We start from the raw sequence: 18830 nt of genomic DNA, 5'->3' as shown, positions 1-18830 counted from the left end.
AATAACTTAAAAATCGGCTTACACTGAGTGGCGTTCTTTTTCTTCATTAGGTAGGTTCTATGACTGATTTTTCACCACAACTTAGCCGGATCACCACCCTCTGCCATGGTTTTGGCAATAAATCGGCCCTGCTACCTTCCTGCCTCTTGCCATATCAGGCTTCACAAGCCATTAAAAAGCAGGTTCATGGCACTACGATTATCGATGTGACCGCCCCGGGACAAGAGTGTGGTGAAGCCGATGGTTTCTATACCACTCAAGCAGGCATTTTATTGACCGTTCTGACGGCTGATTGTCTGCCAATCATTTTTAGCCAACGACAAGGGAGAGCCATTGCGGTGGTTCATGCCGGTTGGCGGGGCTTATTTGATGGCATTATCTTAAAGATGGTTGAGCGTATTGCGCGCGATGATGACCCTGTAAATTGGGTTGCAGCCGTAGGGCCTGCCGCACAGTCTTGCTGCTATGAAGTCAATGAGGAGTTGGTCGAAAGGTTTATTAATAAATTACCACTGGTTAAAAATATCATTTCACCCCGTTTTCGCCACCTCAACTTAGCGGCCATTGCTGAACACCAATTACGAAGTGCAGGAATTCATCAAGTCGATCATGTAGGCAGTTGTACTATTTGTACGACTATTCAACATGATGATAATAATAAAAGTCACTTCAAATATACCAGTTTCCGCCGAACCAGCCAGCAGCAAGCGATTGATCCAACCCATCCAGGGATTAAAGGCCGTAATCAACATTCCGGCTTAATTATTTTGCCTTAACGGATAGATAATATTTATCGCACCCTGAATACGAAAAAACCCGCACAAAGGCGGGTTTTTACAGCAAAAGAGCTGATTAGATTGCAGTAACGTTTACTGCAGACGGACCTTTCTGACCGTCTTGGATTTCGAACTCTACGTTCTGGCCTTCAGCCAGGGTTTTGAAACCATTACCCTGGATTGCAGAGAAGTGTACGAACACATCTTTGCTGCCGTCAGCTGGAGTGATGAAACCGAAACCTTTAGACTCGTTGAACCACTTAACTTGACCTTTGATCTTTGCCATCTTGAGTATTTCCTTTGGATTGTTTAACTCGCCCGTAGGCGTTTACATAGACAAACTAGAGTCGTTACTGCTTGAGGCACTAAGATAAGGATCGGCAGAGAAGCGGTATTCAACGCTAACGTCTTTACTCAGAACTTCTTTACTGAAAATGCCACACATATACAGAACTGTACCTCGTTTTACCCATATGCGTTATCACATACTCTGTATTCGATGGCAAGCCATTTTTAATCAAGGGTGAACCTGTCGCACATATTTGAAACGCTTGCTCATAAAGAATGCGTAAATATGCTGAAATTTGTTGAAGGTCATCGTATTTTCTGCTCTATTTTTTTATACTGGCCTATCGCGCTTTCTTACTGGTTTTTAACATTTCAGCTAACACTTTTTATAATACTGCTTACGTGGATATTTGCTGTTTTCCATCCCCAGCATCGAACCGAAAATCACAATGGTATAAATTTTATTAGCATTAAATATATAATAATTGAATATATCCCACCCCAGTTCTGACGGCTCACTCTCTTCATCTAGTGACTGTCACAGGGGCAAGCTTGCTAGCTAACCCCTTACTTAATATCAGGTTATAGCTTGAATCTTATCTTTGCTCAAAAATCAGAAATAATTTATTGACGACTTTGTTATGAAGCACAATTGCACAACCTACCCCCAACAGTAAGGAGAGCCACTTGTTATATAAAAATATAAGCCAAAATGCCAAATTTAATACTAAAAGATTGACTCTCCATATGGACTGGTATTGTGCTATATAGGTGCAATACACGAGAAAAATTAGCTGCATCGCACCAACAAGGTGCGATAGCACTTTATTTAATCTGCATGAATATCGCCTAAAGCACGCATTATTAGTTAATTCACCAGGGTGAAATGCAGCCTAATCCACCTACATTTAGTGTGAGAAATCCCTCTTGATATATTCTTTACTTTTCTGAAACAGAATTTAATAGCACTGATGTACAGTTGAAAATTCTAAATTACTTTATCGTTATAGTGTGGTTTAGGTTCGAGATTATAAGCTCCACGCAATTATAAATAATCTATTAATCACCCTTATTTTGATAAGTACAAAGATTATCTGATGCACAGATATCTTATTTCGCCTTATGGGCATCAGAGAGCCATGTTATGAATTGTAAATATATTATCAACACCTGTATTCTCAGTAGCTTATGGTGGGGTCAGGCCGCTACTGTATTGGCGGAGGAAAACTATCAGCCAACACCGACATCTATAGGGCAACATAACCCGCAAACCAGCAATGGGAGTCTGTGGCAACGCCTGACGAGCAACATCTCGCTTACCTGGGATTCACCAAACCAGGAGCTGTATATCCCGCTGAATACCTGGCACAACCGCTGGACCTACGATGATGACAAGATAGAGTCATACAATGAGCGGCCATGGGGTATCGGCTATGGCAAATATCGCTATGATGAGGATAACAACTGGCACTCTGTGTATGCGATGGCATTTATGGATTCGCACAACCAAATTGAACCCATTATAGGTTATGGCTATCAAAAAATGTGGATACCGGGAGCGATGGACGGCTGGCGTTTTGGCGTAGGTTTTACCGCCAGCATTACCGCACGTCATGAATATTATTACATTCCTGTCCCATTGCCTTTGCCACTTATTTCTATTGAATATAATAAGTTTTCACTACAAAGCACCTATATTCCCGGCACTTATAATAATGGTAATGTTTTGTTTACCTGGATGCGCTGGCAATTCTAATGGACGCTATTATTTAACTATTTAAACCATGCAATTAAAGTGGTTACAAGCGACTATTAAGAATTAATCTCAATTAGCGTTAATTGATCCCAAAAAATACGATAGTTCTTATCAATTAAAACTATGCTGAGTATCCGCTTAGTTTATTGCTGATTATTTAAACACAACAAATAGCGTCTTAGGTGATAACCGCCGGGCTTGATTTTTCATACAGTTAATCGCCCGGCACTTTTATGCTAACACTTCAATCAGGCTGCGTCTGAGTCATTTACATTCAGTTCATGCCGCCTATGTTTACGCCGAGTGAGTATAAAACCGCACCACAATAGCGCAACCCAAACTGGCATCATTAGCACTGAGATCTGAATACCATCAGTGAGATACATAATGACCAGAATCAACGACAGAAACACCAGGCACAGATAATTACCGTATGGGTACCATAGCGCCTTAAACCGCGGTTCTACGCCTTCTTGCACCTTCGCAGCCCGGAATTTGAGGTGAGCTAAACAAATCATCACCCAGTTAATGACCAATGTTGAAACAACCAGCGCCATAAGCAGTTCAAACGCTTTGCCCGGCATAATATAGTTTATAACAACACCGGCTGAAGTGGCCAACGCCGAAAGTGCGATTGACAGAATAGGCACGCCACGTTTATTAACCCGGGTCAACAACTTAGGCGCATTCCCCTGCGATGCCAAGCCAAATAACATGCGGCTATTACAATAAACACCGCTGTTGTAAACCGATAGCGCTGCGGTCAAAACCACTACATTCAAGATTGTTGCAACCCAATTGCTATCTAACGCATGGAAAATCATCACAAAGGGGCTACCGCCTTCAACCACTTTGCCCCACGGATATAGGGAAAGCAGTACCGCCAATGAACCGATGTAAAAAATAAGGATGCGATAGACAACCTGATTGGTTGCTTTAGGGATACTGTGATGTGGATCTTCAGCTTCAGCGGCCGTAATGCCAACCATCTCCAAGCCACCAAAAGAAAACATAATCACCGCCATCGCCATCACTAATCCGCTCAAGCCATGGGGCATAAACCCACCTTGTGCCCAGAGGTTAGTAACCGATGCCTCAGGCCCACCAGTACCGGAAGCCAGCAGATATGCACCGAACACAATCATACCGATAATGGCAACAACCTTGATGATTGCGAACCAGAATTCAGTTTCACCATACATACGTACGTTAATAAGATTGATGGCATTTATTAAGACAAAAAATACAGCAGCGGAAACCCAGGTGGGAATCTCTGGCCACCAGTATTGAATATAAATACCGACGGCGGTCAATTCAGCCATACCAACCAGTATAAACATCGCCCAGTAGTTCCAACCAGATAAGAAGCCAGCAAAATCGCCCCAATATTTATACGCAAAATGACTAAATGAACCTGCAACTGGCTCTTCGACAACCATCTCACCGAGCTGACGCATAATGAGAAAAGCGATAAAACCACCGATGGCATAGCCGAGTATCACTGAGGGGCCAGCCATCTTAATCGTCTGAGCTATCCCTAAAAATAATCCGGTCCCAATCGCACCACCCAAGGCAATCAGTTGAATATGTCGATTTTTTAAACCGCGTTTTAGTGTTGAATCCTGCAACTGCTGTTCCATCCTATCCTCTGCCGCACCTATTACGCACTAACGTGCTAAACAGCGCTTTCATAAATGAATCTGCGGCGGTTTTTTAACACTTAAACCTAATTGCAGCAAGAATAAAGGTAGTTAGCTGACTATCGGAGAAGGATCAATCAGCCGATGTTTACATGGGAAGGATTTGATTAGAAGACAATGATGCTTTGTCTGTTTAGGGTTGTAACGCAGATATGCCACATAACTTACTCAGATTCCTGGCCCCAATCATCAATGTCGCGACATAAGATTGACGCCGGGTGACAACTTCAACCGCCACGCGATTATTTTTATAGCGGATAAGATAAGTTGAAGGCCAGCCTTGACGCCGCTCACCATAAGATTTTTGATGGTGGTCAATCGCCGCATGGGCAATGACCAGGTGAGATAAATTTGAATCCCCTTTAATAATACGTTTCATCATCAGCTCCAAGAAGTCAGTCAGAGAATCGCTTACCGTTGGTCACGCCACACGCTCAGCATATGGGTCTCCACGCGGTCGAAAACCATCAATATTTACTCAAATATCTTGGCTGAGCAGGTAACAGATCATCGCGGCACGAAGTGGACTTTGGCTATAGGCTTGCCACTCACCTTGCGGATTGGTAATCCGAGCATTCCACTGATTATTATCATTAACTTCAGGGGAATAGAGGCCAATTTTATTGGCATAGATGATAGGCCAGGCATCAGAAGGGTTTTTGCAGTAGTCCTTACCTTTAACTCCACCGTATGGATACCACTTATCGGGATCTTCCCCTGTCAGCAGTGCAATATTTCGGTTCACTTCAGTGTCACTTTCTTCATACCATTTAATCATTAGAATCACCGTTTTCTTGAAAAGTCCTGGCTACATTACGGCGAAAATAAGACAAATTTATGACAATCAGAGCAGTATATTGGGCTAAATAAAGGGGCAAACTCACATCGCGCAAAAAGATAATGCCGGCTATGCAGGAGAAACCATCACTCTGGCTACGACGATATTCTGATACCGCCGGGTGACAGCATCAGAACCGGGGGGATTTATCGCTCTGGAATAAACCCTTTAAAGTCGAGAGGCGAGACAATATCACTATCGTCTTGCTCATGCCTGACACCCGTAGCATTTTCCAGTAAAGCATTGAGCAATTCGGTTTGCCGTTTTTGTTGTTCGGCAATTTCGTGTAACAAACGGATTTGTTCATTTGCTCGTACACTGGCACGGCTCAAAAAGAACCAGACTATCAAGAAGAAAATGACAGTAAGCAGCGATAAAGCAATTGGGATGACACCCAGTGCCCCCATATTTGTATCTAACATTGACGACCCTATGACATACGTGGCTAAGGCGCTATCTTATCACTCTGCCCACCACAAAGGGGATCTGAATAAGTGATTCATACTTAATAACGATAACGAATAGTAATAGTTATTTATCGTTATTATAGCTAAGCATAATAGGCTATCCTTACCATGGAATAATCGAAGTGATAGCACAAATACCGGTAGAAAAAGTCCCCCCCTGATCGCAATAACTATCAAGGGCTAATAGATAAAACAAGCAGCAAACGGCAATGATCCCTACCGCTGCAACAAGTTTCTTAATGTTCAAATCGGGCACCTTCCGTAATGTTTTTTTTAATTATACTGTATTAAACATCAACCATTTATAGCCAAAATGTAATTACTGATGTGCACTATAGCTCTGTAACAACATTTTTTATAAGAATTTACTGTTTAGTCTTATAAATCAATATGATTTAGGATTTTTACTATTAACTAACTTATCATTACTCGTTAAACTGTTAAATATTTATCCTAAAAAATAAGTAAAACTAATTACATGGAGTGACTACATGAGTTTATTCAGACTGGTTCTGGTGGCAGCAATCATATACTTGGGCCTTCTCTTTTCAGGCTATGGCGTGCTTATTGGCAGTGAGAAAAACGCCGCAGGCATTGGTTTGCAGTGTAAATATCTGACGGCAAGAACTGTTACAACCGCTCAATTTATAAACGGTGAAAATGGTGTCATTGGTGTCAGTAACTGCCCATTAGTGAAAAAGATCGGCAATAACGTTTTTGAATAATTGAACTGCGGGTTTGCTATTCATAACCCGCAGTGCATTTCCCCCACGGCCGCTAGCCTGATACTACCGCCCTACTTGCAGACAGCCTTAAACGGTAGCGGTTATTTTTGGCTAAATTTCATATCAATTAATGCAATGGCTTTCTCAATCGCTCGCTTAGTCACTGGGTCCGCCCCTGCCGGGTGTGTAGAGAAATCAATAGCTTTAAGTTGATGGGACATTTTATCTCGCACCTCCACCGGAGCAATGATATCAATCACATCAAGGATTTGCTTAATCACCAGTTGGCAGGCAACCAAGTCTGACACCAGCTCTTGGTCATTAGTAAACATTTCAGACATGCATAATTCCTTCTCAGTAATATCGTAAAAGGATATCACGCTTGCTGAAATATTTCTTTAACCTGCACTGCTCTTGTCGACTCGAGAGACTGGCATTATCCTCGGCTAATGAAATACCTACAACCGATGTCGATGATGTGCTTAATCAATCAATTGCCCCCTCTTTTTGCGAGAAAGAAGCAGATATGAGATGGCAAGAAAGCTAACGTCAGTACGAAGGGGGGATATAAAAAAACCAGGCATGAAATTATCAATCACCTGGTTCTAGAGGAAACTCATTAGATGTAGATCGATCACAATATTCCTAATCTCACAGTTCATCACCTCCTGCGCCTTTACCTTTATGCAGGACCATTACTGGCATCTTTAAAAAAACGGTTACGCCGACAACCGCTATCAGAGTCATAATCACCGTTATTAACATGCGATCACCTCATCATTTTTAATTTCTATTTTTCCAAACTCAACCCTTTATCCTCGGGATAGACCCCTTCCTGATGACACTACCCTTTTACTATGGCACCAGAAAAATCTTTTGCAAACACTGTCTGAAAAGTCTTTATGGTCTATTTTGTTCAATCGGGAGCAATTTGGTGTTTTGTGTTGTTCGATTCAACTTGTGTATACTGCTCTACTCCTATCCAGAAAAAACAGACTAAATAATGTCACAAGAAAATCATCTCGCGTTAGTCTGCGCCCTCAGTAAATGGGTCGAAACCCATCTAGGGCGGGTCATCTACCTTGAAGAGTTAGCCGTGTATTCAGGCTATTCGCTTTGGCATATGCAGAAAATATTTAAAGAAGTGACCGGGGTATCGCTGGGTAAATACATTCGGGAAAGACGCTTAGCGGGCGCGGTTTATCAACTAAGAAGTAGTGATAGTACGATTTTTGATATCGCATTGGACTTTGGCTTTGGCTCACAGTCACATTTTACTTACATGTTCAGAAAACGTTACGGTATCACTCCGTATGATTTCAGGCAAAATACTGATATTGACCTGAATATCGCGTTGCCCTTGCATGCTATTCATCAGAAGCTGGCATAACACTCCGCAATACCCACGATTCGCCTGAATGCTTACCACTGCTCTCCGGCGAATAACGCTTTTCAGTTCTTTTTATAGCAATTCTGTACATCAATAGGTTGTGCTTCGTTACGTTGGCGATCCGCCATATAGGTCATCGCAAACATGACACTGACAACAATGAGTGCCGCCAACAGTAAACCGATCAATGCGATGACTTTGTTGTCATCAAACAAGCTCTTATCCATACATTCCCCCTAATTTCTATGGCGTATCATTAGATTAGCCATAGGATCGCAATCAATGTTATTGCAATCAGCAAACATGATGTTGTAAGTAAAACCACGAGCGCAAATTGCGCATCGCCAATTCCCGCAGAATAATCACTATTCGGGGTAATATTTTGTTGTTTTTTCAAAGCAATACCTACTGATTGGCGCACACCAATCCTAACTCTATATAAGAAAAATCGCGTTTTATAATGGATACATTTCTATCGGATATCAACCTAACCATTAGTTATTCCAACGCGATCCTGTCGTACTCTGTGTTATAGATCAAGCCCATCTATTGTAAAGTTAGGGATAGGCGCAAAATACATTAGTTTTAGTTAAGTGTTTGTGGCGATAATATAATGTCATCTCTGTTCAGTAGACAATTACTGTATCACCGCCGTTATTATACCGTAATTATCCCTGTGGCGAGGCTATACAGAGCGGCTAAAGCGGTAATCATGGCCACGGCAAAAAGACATTTTTCAATCGGCGCGAATATTGCTTTCTTTTGCTCACGCTTCGCGATGATAAACAGCACAGTTCCCGGACCATATATCACTGCTGACAGTAATATGTATTTCAACCCGCCCGCGTAGACCATTAATATGGCATATAGTGTTGCTATCAAAGCAAAAATAAAATCTTTCTTCAGCTCGACCGAACCTGCCGAATAGGTTTCTCGGGTCCAGGCCAATTTCAACCCATAAGCCGCAACCAGCAAATAGGGGATCAAAACTAATGAGCTGGTGAGTTCCAGTGCCAACTGAAACGCATACTCAGTGAAGAGCGTAACAATTAAGAATAATTGGATAAAAATATTCGACATCCAAACCGCTGCCGATGGCACCCCGCGCTTATTCTCCGTTGCAAATATCTGCGGCATGATATTACTTTTTGCTGCGGAATAGAGTGCTTCAGCCGCCAATAGGGTCCATGACAGATATGCGCCCATAACGGAGATAATCAGCCCGATGCTGATAAATATAGCGCCCCATCGACCCACTATATGTTCTAACACCCCAGCCATTGAGGGTTGCCGTAAAGCAGCAAGATCAGGACGAAGCAGCACACCATAGGAAAGCATTGTCACTAATACCAGTAAACATAAAACACCAATAAAACCGAGAACAGTAGCAATACCAACATGCTTTCTTTCTTTAGCGTAACGGGAATAAACACTCGCCCCTTCAATGCCCACAAAAACAAATACGGTGACCAACATAGTACTGCGCACTTGAGCAAATAGTGTCTCTGATGTTGCACCAATATCTAATGCCGCATGACCGGTATAACCATAGTCATCCAAATGGGAGAGATCACCGACACCAGACAAAGATTGGGAACCCCAGAAGTTTAATGCAAACGTATCTGTATGAAATGCAAATGCCAGCACAATAACAAAAATAAATATCGGAATAACTTTAGCAAAAGTGGCAATAGTATTGATTGCTGCGGCTTCTTTGATACCGCGTAGCACCATAAAATGAAAACTCCACAAGATTAATGACGCAATTAAGACTGCGGATAACGTATTACCATCACCAAATAGTGGGAAGAAGGCTCCCAATGTTGATTTGATCAAAACAAAATAGGAAACACTGCCGATACAGGCGCCAGCCCAAAAACCAATGGCTGAGGCAAAACCGGCATAATCACCAAATCCAGTTTTAGCATAAATATAAACACCGGAATCCAAATCTGGCTTACGTTGTGCCAAAGTCTGAAAAACAAAGGCCAGAGTTAACATTCCGCCACCAGCAATAATCCACGCGATGATGGCACCCAAGCCTCCGGTTGCTCGGCCGAATGTAGCAGGTAAAGAGAAAATACCAGCACCTATCATTGAACCCACGACCAGCGAGGTTAATGACCACAGCGAGAGCTTTTTATTTGATGAAGCCGCCATATTCATTTCCATTTACATTAACTAATCCAATGTAAAACAGAATAACCTAATAGAAGACCCACGCCTATAGATGCAATTCAGAGAAAATGTGAGCCTCCTTTAAAAGCTGAATATTCACTGTTGAGTGGGCGTGACACTAATATTAAGGCGTATATATACTCACAGCGGTAGCCTCTTTATGTATCAGTAACAAAATAGACCTATTAGACATAGGCCTTGATACTGTTTGAATTTAAACTGCGCATGGTCGGTTTGTGCCGCCAAACTCGTTAATCAAATTTTTAGTCAAATAATAACGGTGGTACTCACCCAGTACATTTTCTAGCGTCATTTTCAATTGATAACCCTGTTTTTCATAGAACGGGCGAGCCTGGAAGCTGAATGTATCTACTTGGGCAAACTTGCATCCCCGCTGTATTGCTTCCTGTTCGGCTGCGTTCATCAAGTTAGTACCAGCCCCTGAGTGACGTAATGCATCCGATACCCATAACAACTCAATACTCAGGCAATTACCTAATGTATATCCGGTAATCCCTCCCAACTTTTCGCCACCTTCTCCTGTGATAAATACGGCTAATGGTTTACGACCATTATCACCAACAAATTTACGGTTAAAAGCCTTCAATCCCTCAATGATTTCTGCAATATCTTCAGTCGTTGGGGCATCTGTCATGGTCAAATTCATTGCTACTGCTCCTCGCTATTTTCTGACTAACAATACTCGATATAATCTTGGCTTCAATGCATATTCTCACAGATAAGAATTCTATTATCGGATAATAAATAGCAAAATAAATGCTATTAAGAACCATTTACATTTATAATGCAGCGAACAGCTCTTTCCGACATTTGTACCGATTTCTCCTCTGTAATTGTAAGGATACCCCAATGCTCCGCCGTTTCTTTTCTTATTATGCCCCGTACAAAGGGCTTTTTTATCTGGACTTTGGCTGTGCCATTTTGGCCGGGCTGCTGGAGTTGAGTTTCCCGATGGCGGTAAAACTGTTCATTGATAAATTACTTCCCAATCAAGATTGGGTGTTGATCGTTTGGGCGGCAACTGGCCTGTTGATGATTTATCTGCTCAATACTGCGCTAATGGCGATTGTTAACTACTGGGGGCACGCATTGGGTGTGGGTATCGAAACCGACATGCGCCGCCAGGCTTTTAGCCATCTGCAAAAGTTATCATTCAGCTATTACGACAATATGAAGACCGGCCATATTATCACCCACGTCACCAAAGACCTTGAAGAGGTTGGAGAAATTGCCCACCACGGCCCTGAAGATCTTTTTATTGCCGTTATGACCTTTATCGGTGCATTCATTTTGATGGCATCCGTCCATTTACCACTGGCGATGCTCACCATCATCATCGTACCCTTTATGACCTATCTGGTCAGCCGCTACGGTTCACAGATGACCGAGACCTGGCGCAAACTGTTTGGTCAAGTTGGCAATTTTAATGCCCGCATTGAGGAAAGTATCGGCGGTATTCGTGTCGTCAAAGCTTTCGCTAATGAATCTCATGAAAAGAAATTGTTCGCCGCAGATAACGAAAGCTACCGCACCACCAAATTGCGGGCTTACCGCATCATGACCACCAGTATGACCATGAGCTACCTCAGTACCCGTCTGGTGCAGTTAATTGTGATGGTTGCCGGTACCTGGTACGTCGTGCATGACCAGTTGAGTTACGGCGGTTTTGTCGGCTTTCTGTTATTAGTTGAAGTGTTTTTTCGCCCGGTGGCGAAAATAACCTCAGTACTGGAAAGTTATCCGAAAGGAATTGCCGGTTTTAAGCGATTCACTCAATTGATAGATACACTGCCTGATATTGTCGACCAACCAAACGCTCGCCCTGTTGGCCATTTGCATGGCGATATTTGTTATCACAATGTCAGTTTCGGTTATTCACCACAGAATAAAATTTTCACCCATTTGAACCTGCAAATCCGGGCTGGCGAAACTGTGGCATTCGTCGGGCCATCGGGGGCGGGTAAAACCACATTATGCTCACTGCTGCCCCGCTTTTATGAACTCGATGAGGGGGCAATCACGATTGATGGTATTGATATCCGTGATATGACTCAACAATCATTGCGTAATAATATCGGTATTGTTCAGCAGGACGTTTTCTTATTCGGCGGATCTATCCGTGAGAATATTGCTTACGGTAAACTCGATGCCAGCGACGATGAAATAATGGTTGCAGCACAACAAGCCCGGCTAGATGAGTTGATTGAAAGCTTGCCTGATGGACTGGATACCGTTGTTGGTGAGCGCGGAGTAAAATTATCCGGTGGGCAGAAACAGCGCTTGTCAATTGCACGTATTTTCCTGAAAAATCCACCGATTTTGATTCTGGATGAAGCGACCTCCGCGCTTGATACTGCCACTGAGCAAGCCATCCAGCTTGCGCTAACGGAATTATCACAAGGCAGAACGACGTTGGTGATTGCCCATCGCTTAGCCACGATTCAAAATGCCGATCGTATCATTGTGGTCGATAAGGAAGGGATTGTGGAACAGGGCGACCATTATGAATTGCTGGCCCGTAAAGGCGCCTATGCAAAATTGCATAATGCCCAGTTCAGTGCTGCCTGATACTCAGTAAAAACCCACCCGCTGATGGGCGCGAATGGTAAACTGAAGGAAAATTCAGCCAAAGCCATTCCATCGCGGGCTTAAATAGGGTACAAGGACGCCATGAAAATTCCAAAACGAATCCAACCGCTGGTTGATGACGGCTTGGTTGACGAAGTCATCCGTCGTTTGAAAAGTGGCAAAGAAGCTGATGTATACGTTGTCCGTTGTGGGCAGGATATCCGCTGCGCTAAAGTCTATAAAGAAGCTGAAAACCGCAGTTTCAAACAGGCTGTTCAGTATCAGGAAGGGCGTAAGGTTCGTAACAGTCGTGACGCGCGAGCCATGGCCAAAGGTTCTAAATTTGGCCGCAAGCAACAGGAAGAGACCTGGCAAACTGCCGAGGTGGATGCCTTGTACCTGCTCGCCAATGCCGGTGTTCGGGTACCCCAACCTTATGCATGCCTTGATGGTGTTTTATTGATGGAACTGGTCACCGATGCAGATGGCCTTGCCGCCCCTCGCCTGAGTGATGTGCCATTTAGCAGAGAACAAGCGCTGATTGACCATGCATTGATGATCCAATATGTGGTACGGATGCTTTGCGCCGGTCTGGTTCATGGCGATTTATCAGAGTTTAATGTCTTAATTGATAAAGAGGGCCCGGTCATTATCGATTTACCGCAAGCCGTCAATGCTGCGGCGAACAATCATGCTAAAGCCATGCTGGAGCGGGATGTCGCAAACATGACACACTATTATGGCCAATACGCACCAGAACTGCTTAATCGTAAGTATGCCAAAGAGATGTGGGCACTTTATGAGGATGGCAAACTGCATCCAGAAACGCAACTGACTGGTGAGTTTGCAGAAAGCACCGAAGCGGCTGATGTTGAGGGTGTACTGGAGGAAATCAAAGCGGTTATAGCTGAAGAGCAAGAGCGCCTGCGTGAAGCTCAGGATCACGACAACTAGACATTAACTATCCTAAATCGACTCTCTGTGGGGCAGTAATGACTCTCTTCCCTGCCCCACACGCTCTTTACGTATCAGTTCAGCACCACCGCTTCCACGCGGTTTTTCCCCGTGGTTTTCGCCCGATATAACGCTTTATCCGCAGCATCCGACAAGTCTGTCGCCGAAATAGACTCACCCGGCGCGGATACCGAAGCCACACCAATGCTGATGGTCACCCGCCCCTCTGGCGACATCCCATGGGGAATATCTAACTCCTCAATGGAGTGACGCATGCGCTCGGCAACCGCTTTCGCATCCGCCAGGGTACTGGGTGCTAGCAATACAATAAACTCCTCGCCGCCATAGCGCGCCAAAATATCTGAACCACCACGAATAGATTTTGACAAAGTTTCGACAATGGATTTCAAACAAACATCCCCCATTGCATGGCCATAAAGGTCGTTAAAGCTTTTGAAATTATCAAAATCGATCATCAACACAGACAGAGAACCGCCTTCGATCCGGTTTTTTTGCCAGATGTGCTGATAGATATCATCAAAGTGGCGACGATTGGCGACCCCAGTTAATACATCGGTTTGTGACAACGCCTTGAGGATCGATTCTGACTGTTTAAGTTCAGTAATATCGAAAAACGAGCCATACCAAATAACAGCCCCATCATCCTGAAGCGTCGGGAAAGACTCACCATGGAGCCAGTGTGTACCTTTGCCCGGCAACACCACGCGAAAATCGCAGCGCCAGACAGATAGATTCTGTTGAGAGATGGCTACCGCCTGTTTTAGCATATCCATATCGTCAGTATGCACGCGGCTAAACAGAGGGTTTTCCTCTCTGGGCACATACAAAACATCAGCCGGTGACAGAGCAAATATTTTTCTGACACCCTCGCTACAATATTTAAAATAAGATTTACCCTCTGCATCTAAATAATAAGCATAAATCATTGCTGGTAAATTCTTAGTTAAACGATCCATCATCTGCTTACTTTCTTCCAGCTTCATCAGCAGGAATTTTCTTTCCGAAACATCAGCAATCACACTAATATAACCCACGGTCTGGTTATTATCGGCAGTTATTTCATGGACACTAAGTGCTCCCCAGAAACGTTTCCCATCTTGGCGCTGATAACACCACTCGCTGGCATCACGCCGATTAAGCAATAAATAATCCAGCTCAGCTTGATCCTTACCAAACTCTGGAATATGCAGTATATCCGAAATAGGGCATCCCAAGACTTCATCTTTAGAATAGCCAAACATTCGCTCCGCGCCCACATTAAATATGGTGATCCGACTCTCTAAGTCGGTGGTAATAATCGCGACCTGTTTTTCCGCATTCAACAGTACATCCAGTTGAAGATTAGATAATTTATCTTTCCCATTCTCTCTCTTCACTGGTTCACCTTTACGGTGCTGACCAAATACTTTCCCAGTCAAAGCATTCAGGCAGTTATGATAAAAAGAAAATAAAGACATAAAGTAAATCACCTATAATTTAGAACAAGAAAAAATGAAATTATAACCAGTCTACTGATGGTGCTAATAATAACACTGTGAACTATAACATACACCAATGAATCAGTGTAGGTTTGGAATGATGATACTCTCTAATAGATAACTACAGACACTCAACTTGATAATATCATTACAAATCTCGCCAAGAAAACTGAAAGAACAATCCGTTATGGTGATGATGTATTCCTATTGAATAACTGGAGCGAGAATGAAGAAGTTACTGATGTTTTGTGATGTATCAGTGTTGCTATTGAATGCAGCCTCTAGCTTTGCCACACAACCTATTAATAAAGAAGCACAAAAACAATCGGGAGTGAGATGTAAACGCCCGCCTGAACCGCCAAAAGACAAGAGTGGCCGCCCGTTGCCGCCAGCGAAAGAACATCATGATGGCCAACCAGCAAAAATCCCGCCGCAACATGATGGCAAGTATCCATGCCCGCCACCGCTATCAGATAAAAACCACAAAGTTTAATATGTTATATTTATTAGTATAGCTAATACTATTGTAACAACAGATAAATTGAAAGCAGGCATATTTTGTTGCTCTGCTTTTTATTTCAAAATAAATAACCCTGTCATAATCAATAAAGAAACAAAAAAATATAACAAATTACTGTTGCTAGCTACGTTTACCAATCTTATATAAGTCACTATTAAATCTCTTTCATGCAAATCAGATACATAAGAGGAACACCAGCGGAAAATAATAATCCGTCTTACCCCCTCCTCCCGATAAATTAAGCTTGGCGCTGGCAAGATATACCTTTATAGCTCATGCTAAATAACGAGATATAACTCTCATCCATGTAACAATAATATCAGTTGAAATATAATATATAGATAAGGAAATAGTCATGTTCTATAAATCACTGCTTAAGAGTGTCATTGTGACACTCATGCTCGTAACCGTTAACACAGTATTCGCGGCATCATCACCCACTACCCCAACAGAGATGACCTGCAAAGAATTCCTTGATCTTAATCCGAAAAGTATGACCCCCGTCGCTTTCTGGATCCTAAACCAGGATATCCAGTATAAAAAAGGCGATAGCGTCGATTTCCAGGAAATAGACCAGGTCTACACACCAAAAGTGATTGATGTTTGTAAAAAATCACCGAACAAAAAAATTACTGAGATGAAAAAAGAGATTGAGTGGGTACCTAAGAAACCAATGTAATATAATTCTGAGCCTCACATTATTTAATGTGGGGCTAACATTATTTTTGACTATTATTTGGGAGAAATAATCATGTTAAAGAAGATCATATTGATATCGCTACTGGCATTACCCGTCCACCAGGCATTGGCACTTGACTGCCAGAACGCACTGACACAACTGGATATGAACCAGTGCGCAAATTTAGATTATAAGAAAGCCGATACCGAACTAAACCGTATTTATAAACAGGTTTTGGCCAAAACCCCAGTTGCCCAAAGAGCATTATTAAAGAGTGCGCAACTTACCTGGATAAAATACCGTGACGCAGATTGTACCTTCCAATCCTCAGCCACCGAAGGCGGTTCAGTGCATCCTATGATTATCTCGGCTTGTTTGACCCACAAAACTGAAGCTCGCTCGGCAGAACTACAGTCATTCCTTGATTGTGCTGAAGGTGACCTAAGTTGCCCCTTATAGCGTGCTGTGATTAGCGTTGCCGAATAGTCGAGGGCGTTAGGCCATAAGCCACTTTAAAACAGTTACTGAAGTGGCTGGCAGAGCTGAAACCACACTCCAGGGCAATGTGAATAAGCGGCATCATACTATGTCTTAATAGCTGGTCTGCGCGAGATAACCGCGCTTTCAACACAAATTGATGTGGTGCCAGCCCAGTACTCTGCTTAAACATCCGTGCGAAATGGAACTCACTCAACCCTGCCTGTTCAGCAAGGTCTGACAACAGCAACGGCTGTGAAAGATGTTCGTCAATATACTCTTTCACCCGTTTTAACACTGCCGGAGACAACCCACCGCGAATTATGGGGATCGCCCACTGCAACTGGGTGTAATTTTTTAATAAATGGGTCATCAACAAGGTAGCAGCACTACTGAGGGCTAAATGATTGGCCTGTTCTTGCCAGTTACAATTCAGTAAAAATTGGCGATATAACAACGTTATTTGCGGATCTTCTGCGAAAATTCGTTCATCAACCTGAATTGACTGGGGGCTGCGCTCCCAAATTTGTTCAGCTAGCTGGCGCAGATGCTTATCGGTGCAATACAAATGTACAAATGACAGGTCATCCCGCACATCCCAACTGGATAAGCTGCCCTTTGGCATAATACAAAAACGATCCGGTCCACCGCCATTTTTCCAGCCAGCGCGCGTTTTGTGATAGCACTCATAGCCATCGGCAACATACAGGCTCAAGGTGTGGTGATCAGGGCTTTCTTGTGTAATACAGTCATCACGGTTAGACCAGGCAGCCAATTGAATACCCGAGCCGAGTTGCACACAATCATGCAAGCGCGCTTTGTGTTCTTTTAGGGTTTCAAAGGCTTGATACCGTTCCAACATTGCGCTGACTTCCTTTGGGTACGCGGATGAAACCAGTTTAATGGCTTGCCAGACGGCAGACTATATTTTCCAGTGATTTATCGTAAAAATGCGCAAGATTTTGCAATTTAAAGCAAGCCGCTGAAAGCGCCTCTGCTTCCCATACCGGATACTGCTGTTTTCTAGCTGTGATGAGAAATAACGATGAACGCGCTGCTATATTTGTTAGTTGTACTGATCTGGGGAACGACCTGGATTGCTATTACCCTACAACAGCAAGGTGATGTTGCTATTACTGTGTCCATTTTTTATCGGTTTGTGCTGGCGGCCGGTGTCATGATGATCGTTTTACTGCTCGCCCGCCGACTGCACCAGCTCACGGTACGTGACCACCTTTTTTGTCTGGCACAAGGGGTTTGTGTCTTTGCTTTTAATTTTTACTGTTTTTATCATGCTGCGGCTTATATCAGTAGCGGTCTGGAATCGGTTATTTTCTCAATGGCGGTACTGTTTAATGCCATCAATGGCATGCTTTTCTTTCGCCAACGCCTTAGCCCTAACCTGCTGCCAGCCAGTATCCTCGGCATGATAGGTATTGTTGCTTTGTTCTGGCAAGACCTGACCGCCACACAAATGGCCCCGGAATTACTTAAAGGTATTGGCTTAAGTTTGCTGGGTACCTATGGTTTTTCTCTGGGTAATATGATCAGTAGCCGCCACCAACGCAGGGGATTGGATATTCTGTCAACCAATGCTTATGCCATGACTTATGGTGCGGCAGTGATGGGACTTTTCAGTCTGATTCAACAACACTCTTTTACTCTCGAACTCACGCCACGTTACCTTGGCTCATTGCTGTATCTGGCTATCTTCGGTTCCGTGATTGCATTTGCCGCCTATTTCAGCTTGATTGGACGAATCGGAGCCAGTGGTGCGGCTTATAGCACCTTGTTATTTCCGCTGGTGGCCCTAACCATATCAACCTTCTATGAAGGCTATCACTGGCACCTGAATGCCATTATTGGTTTACTACTCATCCTATTAGGTAATTTAGTGATGTTCTCACGCCCAGGCATGATGCAATCCTGGTTTAAGCGCCGCCATCATTGCCAGCCACAAAGATAACCAAGAAAGGCCGATCGTTATCTCATCG

Annotated in this window: 23 protein-coding genes; 10 read left to right on the top strand and 13 right to left on the bottom strand. The window is 43.4% G+C overall.

Annotation, left to right across the window (positions count from 1 at the left end; translation table 11 throughout):
* The first annotated feature begins 59 nt into the window (after positions 1–59).
* A complete protein-coding gene (gene pgeF, locus V1956_RS11835) occupies positions 60–776 on the top strand; it encodes a peptidoglycan editing factor PgeF (RefSeq protein ID WP_442825149.1) in 717 nt (238 codons plus the stop codon).
* A gap of 76 nt (positions 777–852) precedes the next feature.
* On the opposite strand, the gene cspE is transcribed toward pgeF, so the two are convergent.
* Together cspE and V1956_RS11825 are read right to left on the bottom strand one after the other, a co-directional pair.
* On the bottom strand, positions 853–1062 hold the full coding sequence (gene cspE, locus V1956_RS11830; RefSeq protein WP_002221949.1) for a transcription antiterminator/RNA stability regulator CspE: 210 nt from the start codon (positions 1060–1062) through the stop codon (positions 853–855).
* Positions 1063–1104: 42 nt separating this feature from the next.
* A complete protein-coding gene (locus tag V1956_RS11825; protein WP_002211058.1) occupies positions 1105–1221 on the bottom strand; it encodes a DUF2627 domain-containing protein in 117 nt (38 codons plus the stop codon).
* A 987-nt stretch (positions 1222–2208) separates the two neighbouring features.
* On the opposite strand from V1956_RS11825, the gene pagP reads away from it, so the two are divergent.
* Positions 2209–2820 (top strand): lipid IV(A) palmitoyltransferase PagP, encoded by a 612-nt coding sequence (pagP, locus tag V1956_RS11820; RefSeq protein WP_372559217.1) that lies wholly within the window; start codon positions 2209–2211, stop codon positions 2818–2820.
* Positions 2821–3068: 248 nt separating this feature from the next.
* Here pagP and V1956_RS11815 read toward each other — a convergent pair whose 3' ends face one another.
* The 5 genes from V1956_RS11815 to V1956_RS11795 all read right to left on the bottom strand — a co-directional run bounded on the left by V1956_RS11815 (position 3069) and on the right by V1956_RS11795 (position 6072).
* Positions 3069–4460, bottom strand: coding sequence for an amino acid permease (locus tag V1956_RS11815; protein ID WP_442825148.1), 1392 nt, complete (start codon positions 4458–4460; stop codon positions 3069–3071).
* Positions 4461–4653: 193 nt separating this feature from the next.
* Positions 4654–4902 carry a DUF4060 family protein gene (locus V1956_RS11810; protein ID WP_372559219.1) on the bottom strand — a complete coding sequence of 83 codons (249 nt, stop codon included), beginning with the start codon at positions 4900–4902 and terminating at the stop codon, positions 4654–4656.
* A 96-nt stretch (positions 4903–4998) separates the two neighbouring features.
* Positions 4999–5298, bottom strand: coding sequence for a phage protein NinX family protein (locus tag V1956_RS11805; RefSeq protein ID WP_083158581.1), 300 nt, complete (start codon positions 5296–5298; stop codon positions 4999–5001).
* Between the two features lie 206 nt (positions 5299–5504).
* The gene (locus V1956_RS11800) at positions 5505–5780 is read right to left on the bottom strand and encodes a YebO family protein (protein WP_083158580.1); all 276 of its coding nucleotides are present in this window, start codon (positions 5778–5780) and stop codon (positions 5505–5507) included.
* 148 nt (positions 5781–5928) lie between these two features.
* On the bottom strand, positions 5929–6072 hold the full coding sequence (locus tag V1956_RS11795; RefSeq protein WP_372559220.1) for a PhoP/PhoQ regulator MgrB: 144 nt from the start codon (positions 6070–6072) through the stop codon (positions 5929–5931).
* 244 nt (positions 6073–6316) lie between these two features.
* On the opposite strand from V1956_RS11795, the gene V1956_RS11790 reads away from it, so the two are divergent.
* Entirely contained in the window at positions 6317–6550 is a 234-nt protein-coding gene (locus tag V1956_RS11790; RefSeq protein WP_102970397.1) for a YobH family protein, read from the top strand.
* A gap of 101 nt (positions 6551–6651) precedes the next feature.
* On the opposite strand, the gene V1956_RS11785 is transcribed toward V1956_RS11790, so the two are convergent.
* A complete protein-coding gene (locus V1956_RS11785; RefSeq protein ID WP_083158579.1) occupies positions 6652–6891 on the bottom strand; it encodes a DUF2766 family protein in 240 nt (79 codons plus the stop codon).
* 662 nt (positions 6892–7553) lie between these two features.
* Here V1956_RS11785 and V1956_RS11780 point away from each other — a divergent pair.
* A complete protein-coding gene (locus V1956_RS11780; RefSeq protein WP_038632374.1) occupies positions 7554–7940 on the top strand; it encodes a helix-turn-helix domain-containing protein in 387 nt (128 codons plus the stop codon).
* A gap of 62 nt (positions 7941–8002) precedes the next feature.
* On the opposite strand, the gene V1956_RS11775 is transcribed toward V1956_RS11780, so the two are convergent.
* The 3 genes from V1956_RS11775 to V1956_RS11765 all read right to left on the bottom strand — a co-directional run bounded on the left by V1956_RS11775 (position 8003) and on the right by V1956_RS11765 (position 10785).
* On the bottom strand, positions 8003–8167 hold the full coding sequence (locus tag V1956_RS11775; protein ID WP_083158578.1) for a hypothetical protein: 165 nt from the start codon (positions 8165–8167) through the stop codon (positions 8003–8005).
* Between the two features lie 430 nt (positions 8168–8597).
* Positions 8598–10100: a basic amino acid/polyamine antiporter gene (locus V1956_RS11770; protein WP_372559221.1), complete on the bottom strand. Its 1503-nt coding sequence runs from the start codon at positions 10098–10100 to the stop codon at positions 8598–8600.
* Between the two features lie 232 nt (positions 10101–10332).
* Positions 10333–10785 (bottom strand): GNAT family N-acetyltransferase, encoded by a 453-nt coding sequence (locus V1956_RS11765; protein WP_372559222.1) that lies wholly within the window; start codon positions 10783–10785, stop codon positions 10333–10335.
* Positions 10786–10988: 203 nt separating this feature from the next.
* Here V1956_RS11765 and V1956_RS11760 point away from each other — a divergent pair, with 203 nt between their 5' ends.
* Both V1956_RS11760 and V1956_RS11755 read left to right on the top strand, forming a co-directional pair.
* Entirely contained in the window at positions 10989–12707 is a 1719-nt protein-coding gene (locus tag V1956_RS11760; protein WP_372559223.1) for an ABC transporter ATP-binding protein, read from the top strand.
* A 102-nt stretch (positions 12708–12809) separates the two neighbouring features.
* A complete protein-coding gene (locus V1956_RS11755) occupies positions 12810–13661 on the top strand; it encodes a PA4780 family RIO1-like protein kinase (protein ID WP_083158573.1) in 852 nt (283 codons plus the stop codon).
* 74 nt (positions 13662–13735) lie between these two features.
* On the opposite strand, the gene V1956_RS11750 is transcribed toward V1956_RS11755, so the two are convergent.
* Entirely contained in the window at positions 13736–15139 is a 1404-nt protein-coding gene (locus tag V1956_RS11750; protein WP_442825147.1) for a sensor domain-containing diguanylate cyclase, read from the bottom strand.
* Positions 15140–15386: 247 nt separating this feature from the next.
* Here V1956_RS11750 and V1956_RS11745 point away from each other — a divergent pair, with 247 nt between their 5' ends.
* The 3 genes from V1956_RS11745 (at position 15387) to V1956_RS11735 (ending at position 16818) form a co-directional block, all read left to right on the top strand.
* Complete coding sequence (locus tag V1956_RS11745) at positions 15387–15653, top strand: hypothetical protein (RefSeq protein ID WP_442825146.1); 267 nt, start codon at positions 15387–15389, stop codon at positions 15651–15653.
* Positions 15654–16035: 382 nt separating this feature from the next.
* On the top strand, positions 16036–16359 hold the full coding sequence (gene hdeB / locus V1956_RS11740) for an acid-activated periplasmic chaperone HdeB (RefSeq protein WP_372559226.1): 324 nt from the start codon (positions 16036–16038) through the stop codon (positions 16357–16359).
* A gap of 72 nt (positions 16360–16431) precedes the next feature.
* A complete protein-coding gene (locus V1956_RS11735; RefSeq protein WP_372559227.1) occupies positions 16432–16818 on the top strand; it encodes a lysozyme inhibitor LprI family protein in 387 nt (128 codons plus the stop codon).
* Positions 16819–16828: 10 nt separating this feature from the next.
* On the opposite strand, the gene V1956_RS11730 is transcribed toward V1956_RS11735, so the two are convergent.
* Positions 16829–17698: a helix-turn-helix domain-containing protein gene (locus V1956_RS11730; RefSeq protein WP_442825145.1), complete on the bottom strand. Its 870-nt coding sequence runs from the start codon at positions 17696–17698 to the stop codon at positions 16829–16831.
* Between the two features lie 183 nt (positions 17699–17881).
* Here V1956_RS11730 and V1956_RS11725 point away from each other — a divergent pair, with 183 nt between their 5' ends.
* The gene (locus tag V1956_RS11725; RefSeq protein WP_372559229.1) at positions 17882–18802 is read left to right on the top strand and encodes a DMT family transporter; all 921 of its coding nucleotides are present in this window, start codon (positions 17882–17884) and stop codon (positions 18800–18802) included.
* The last annotated feature ends 28 nt before the right edge of the window (positions 18803–18830 follow it).

This window comes from Yersinia sp. 2540 StPb PI, assembly GCF_052217165.1.
GTDB lineage: Bacteria > Pseudomonadota > Gammaproteobacteria > Enterobacterales > Enterobacteriaceae > Yersinia > Yersinia enterocolitica_E.
This window is presented reverse-complemented; position numbering and strand designations above follow the sequence as displayed.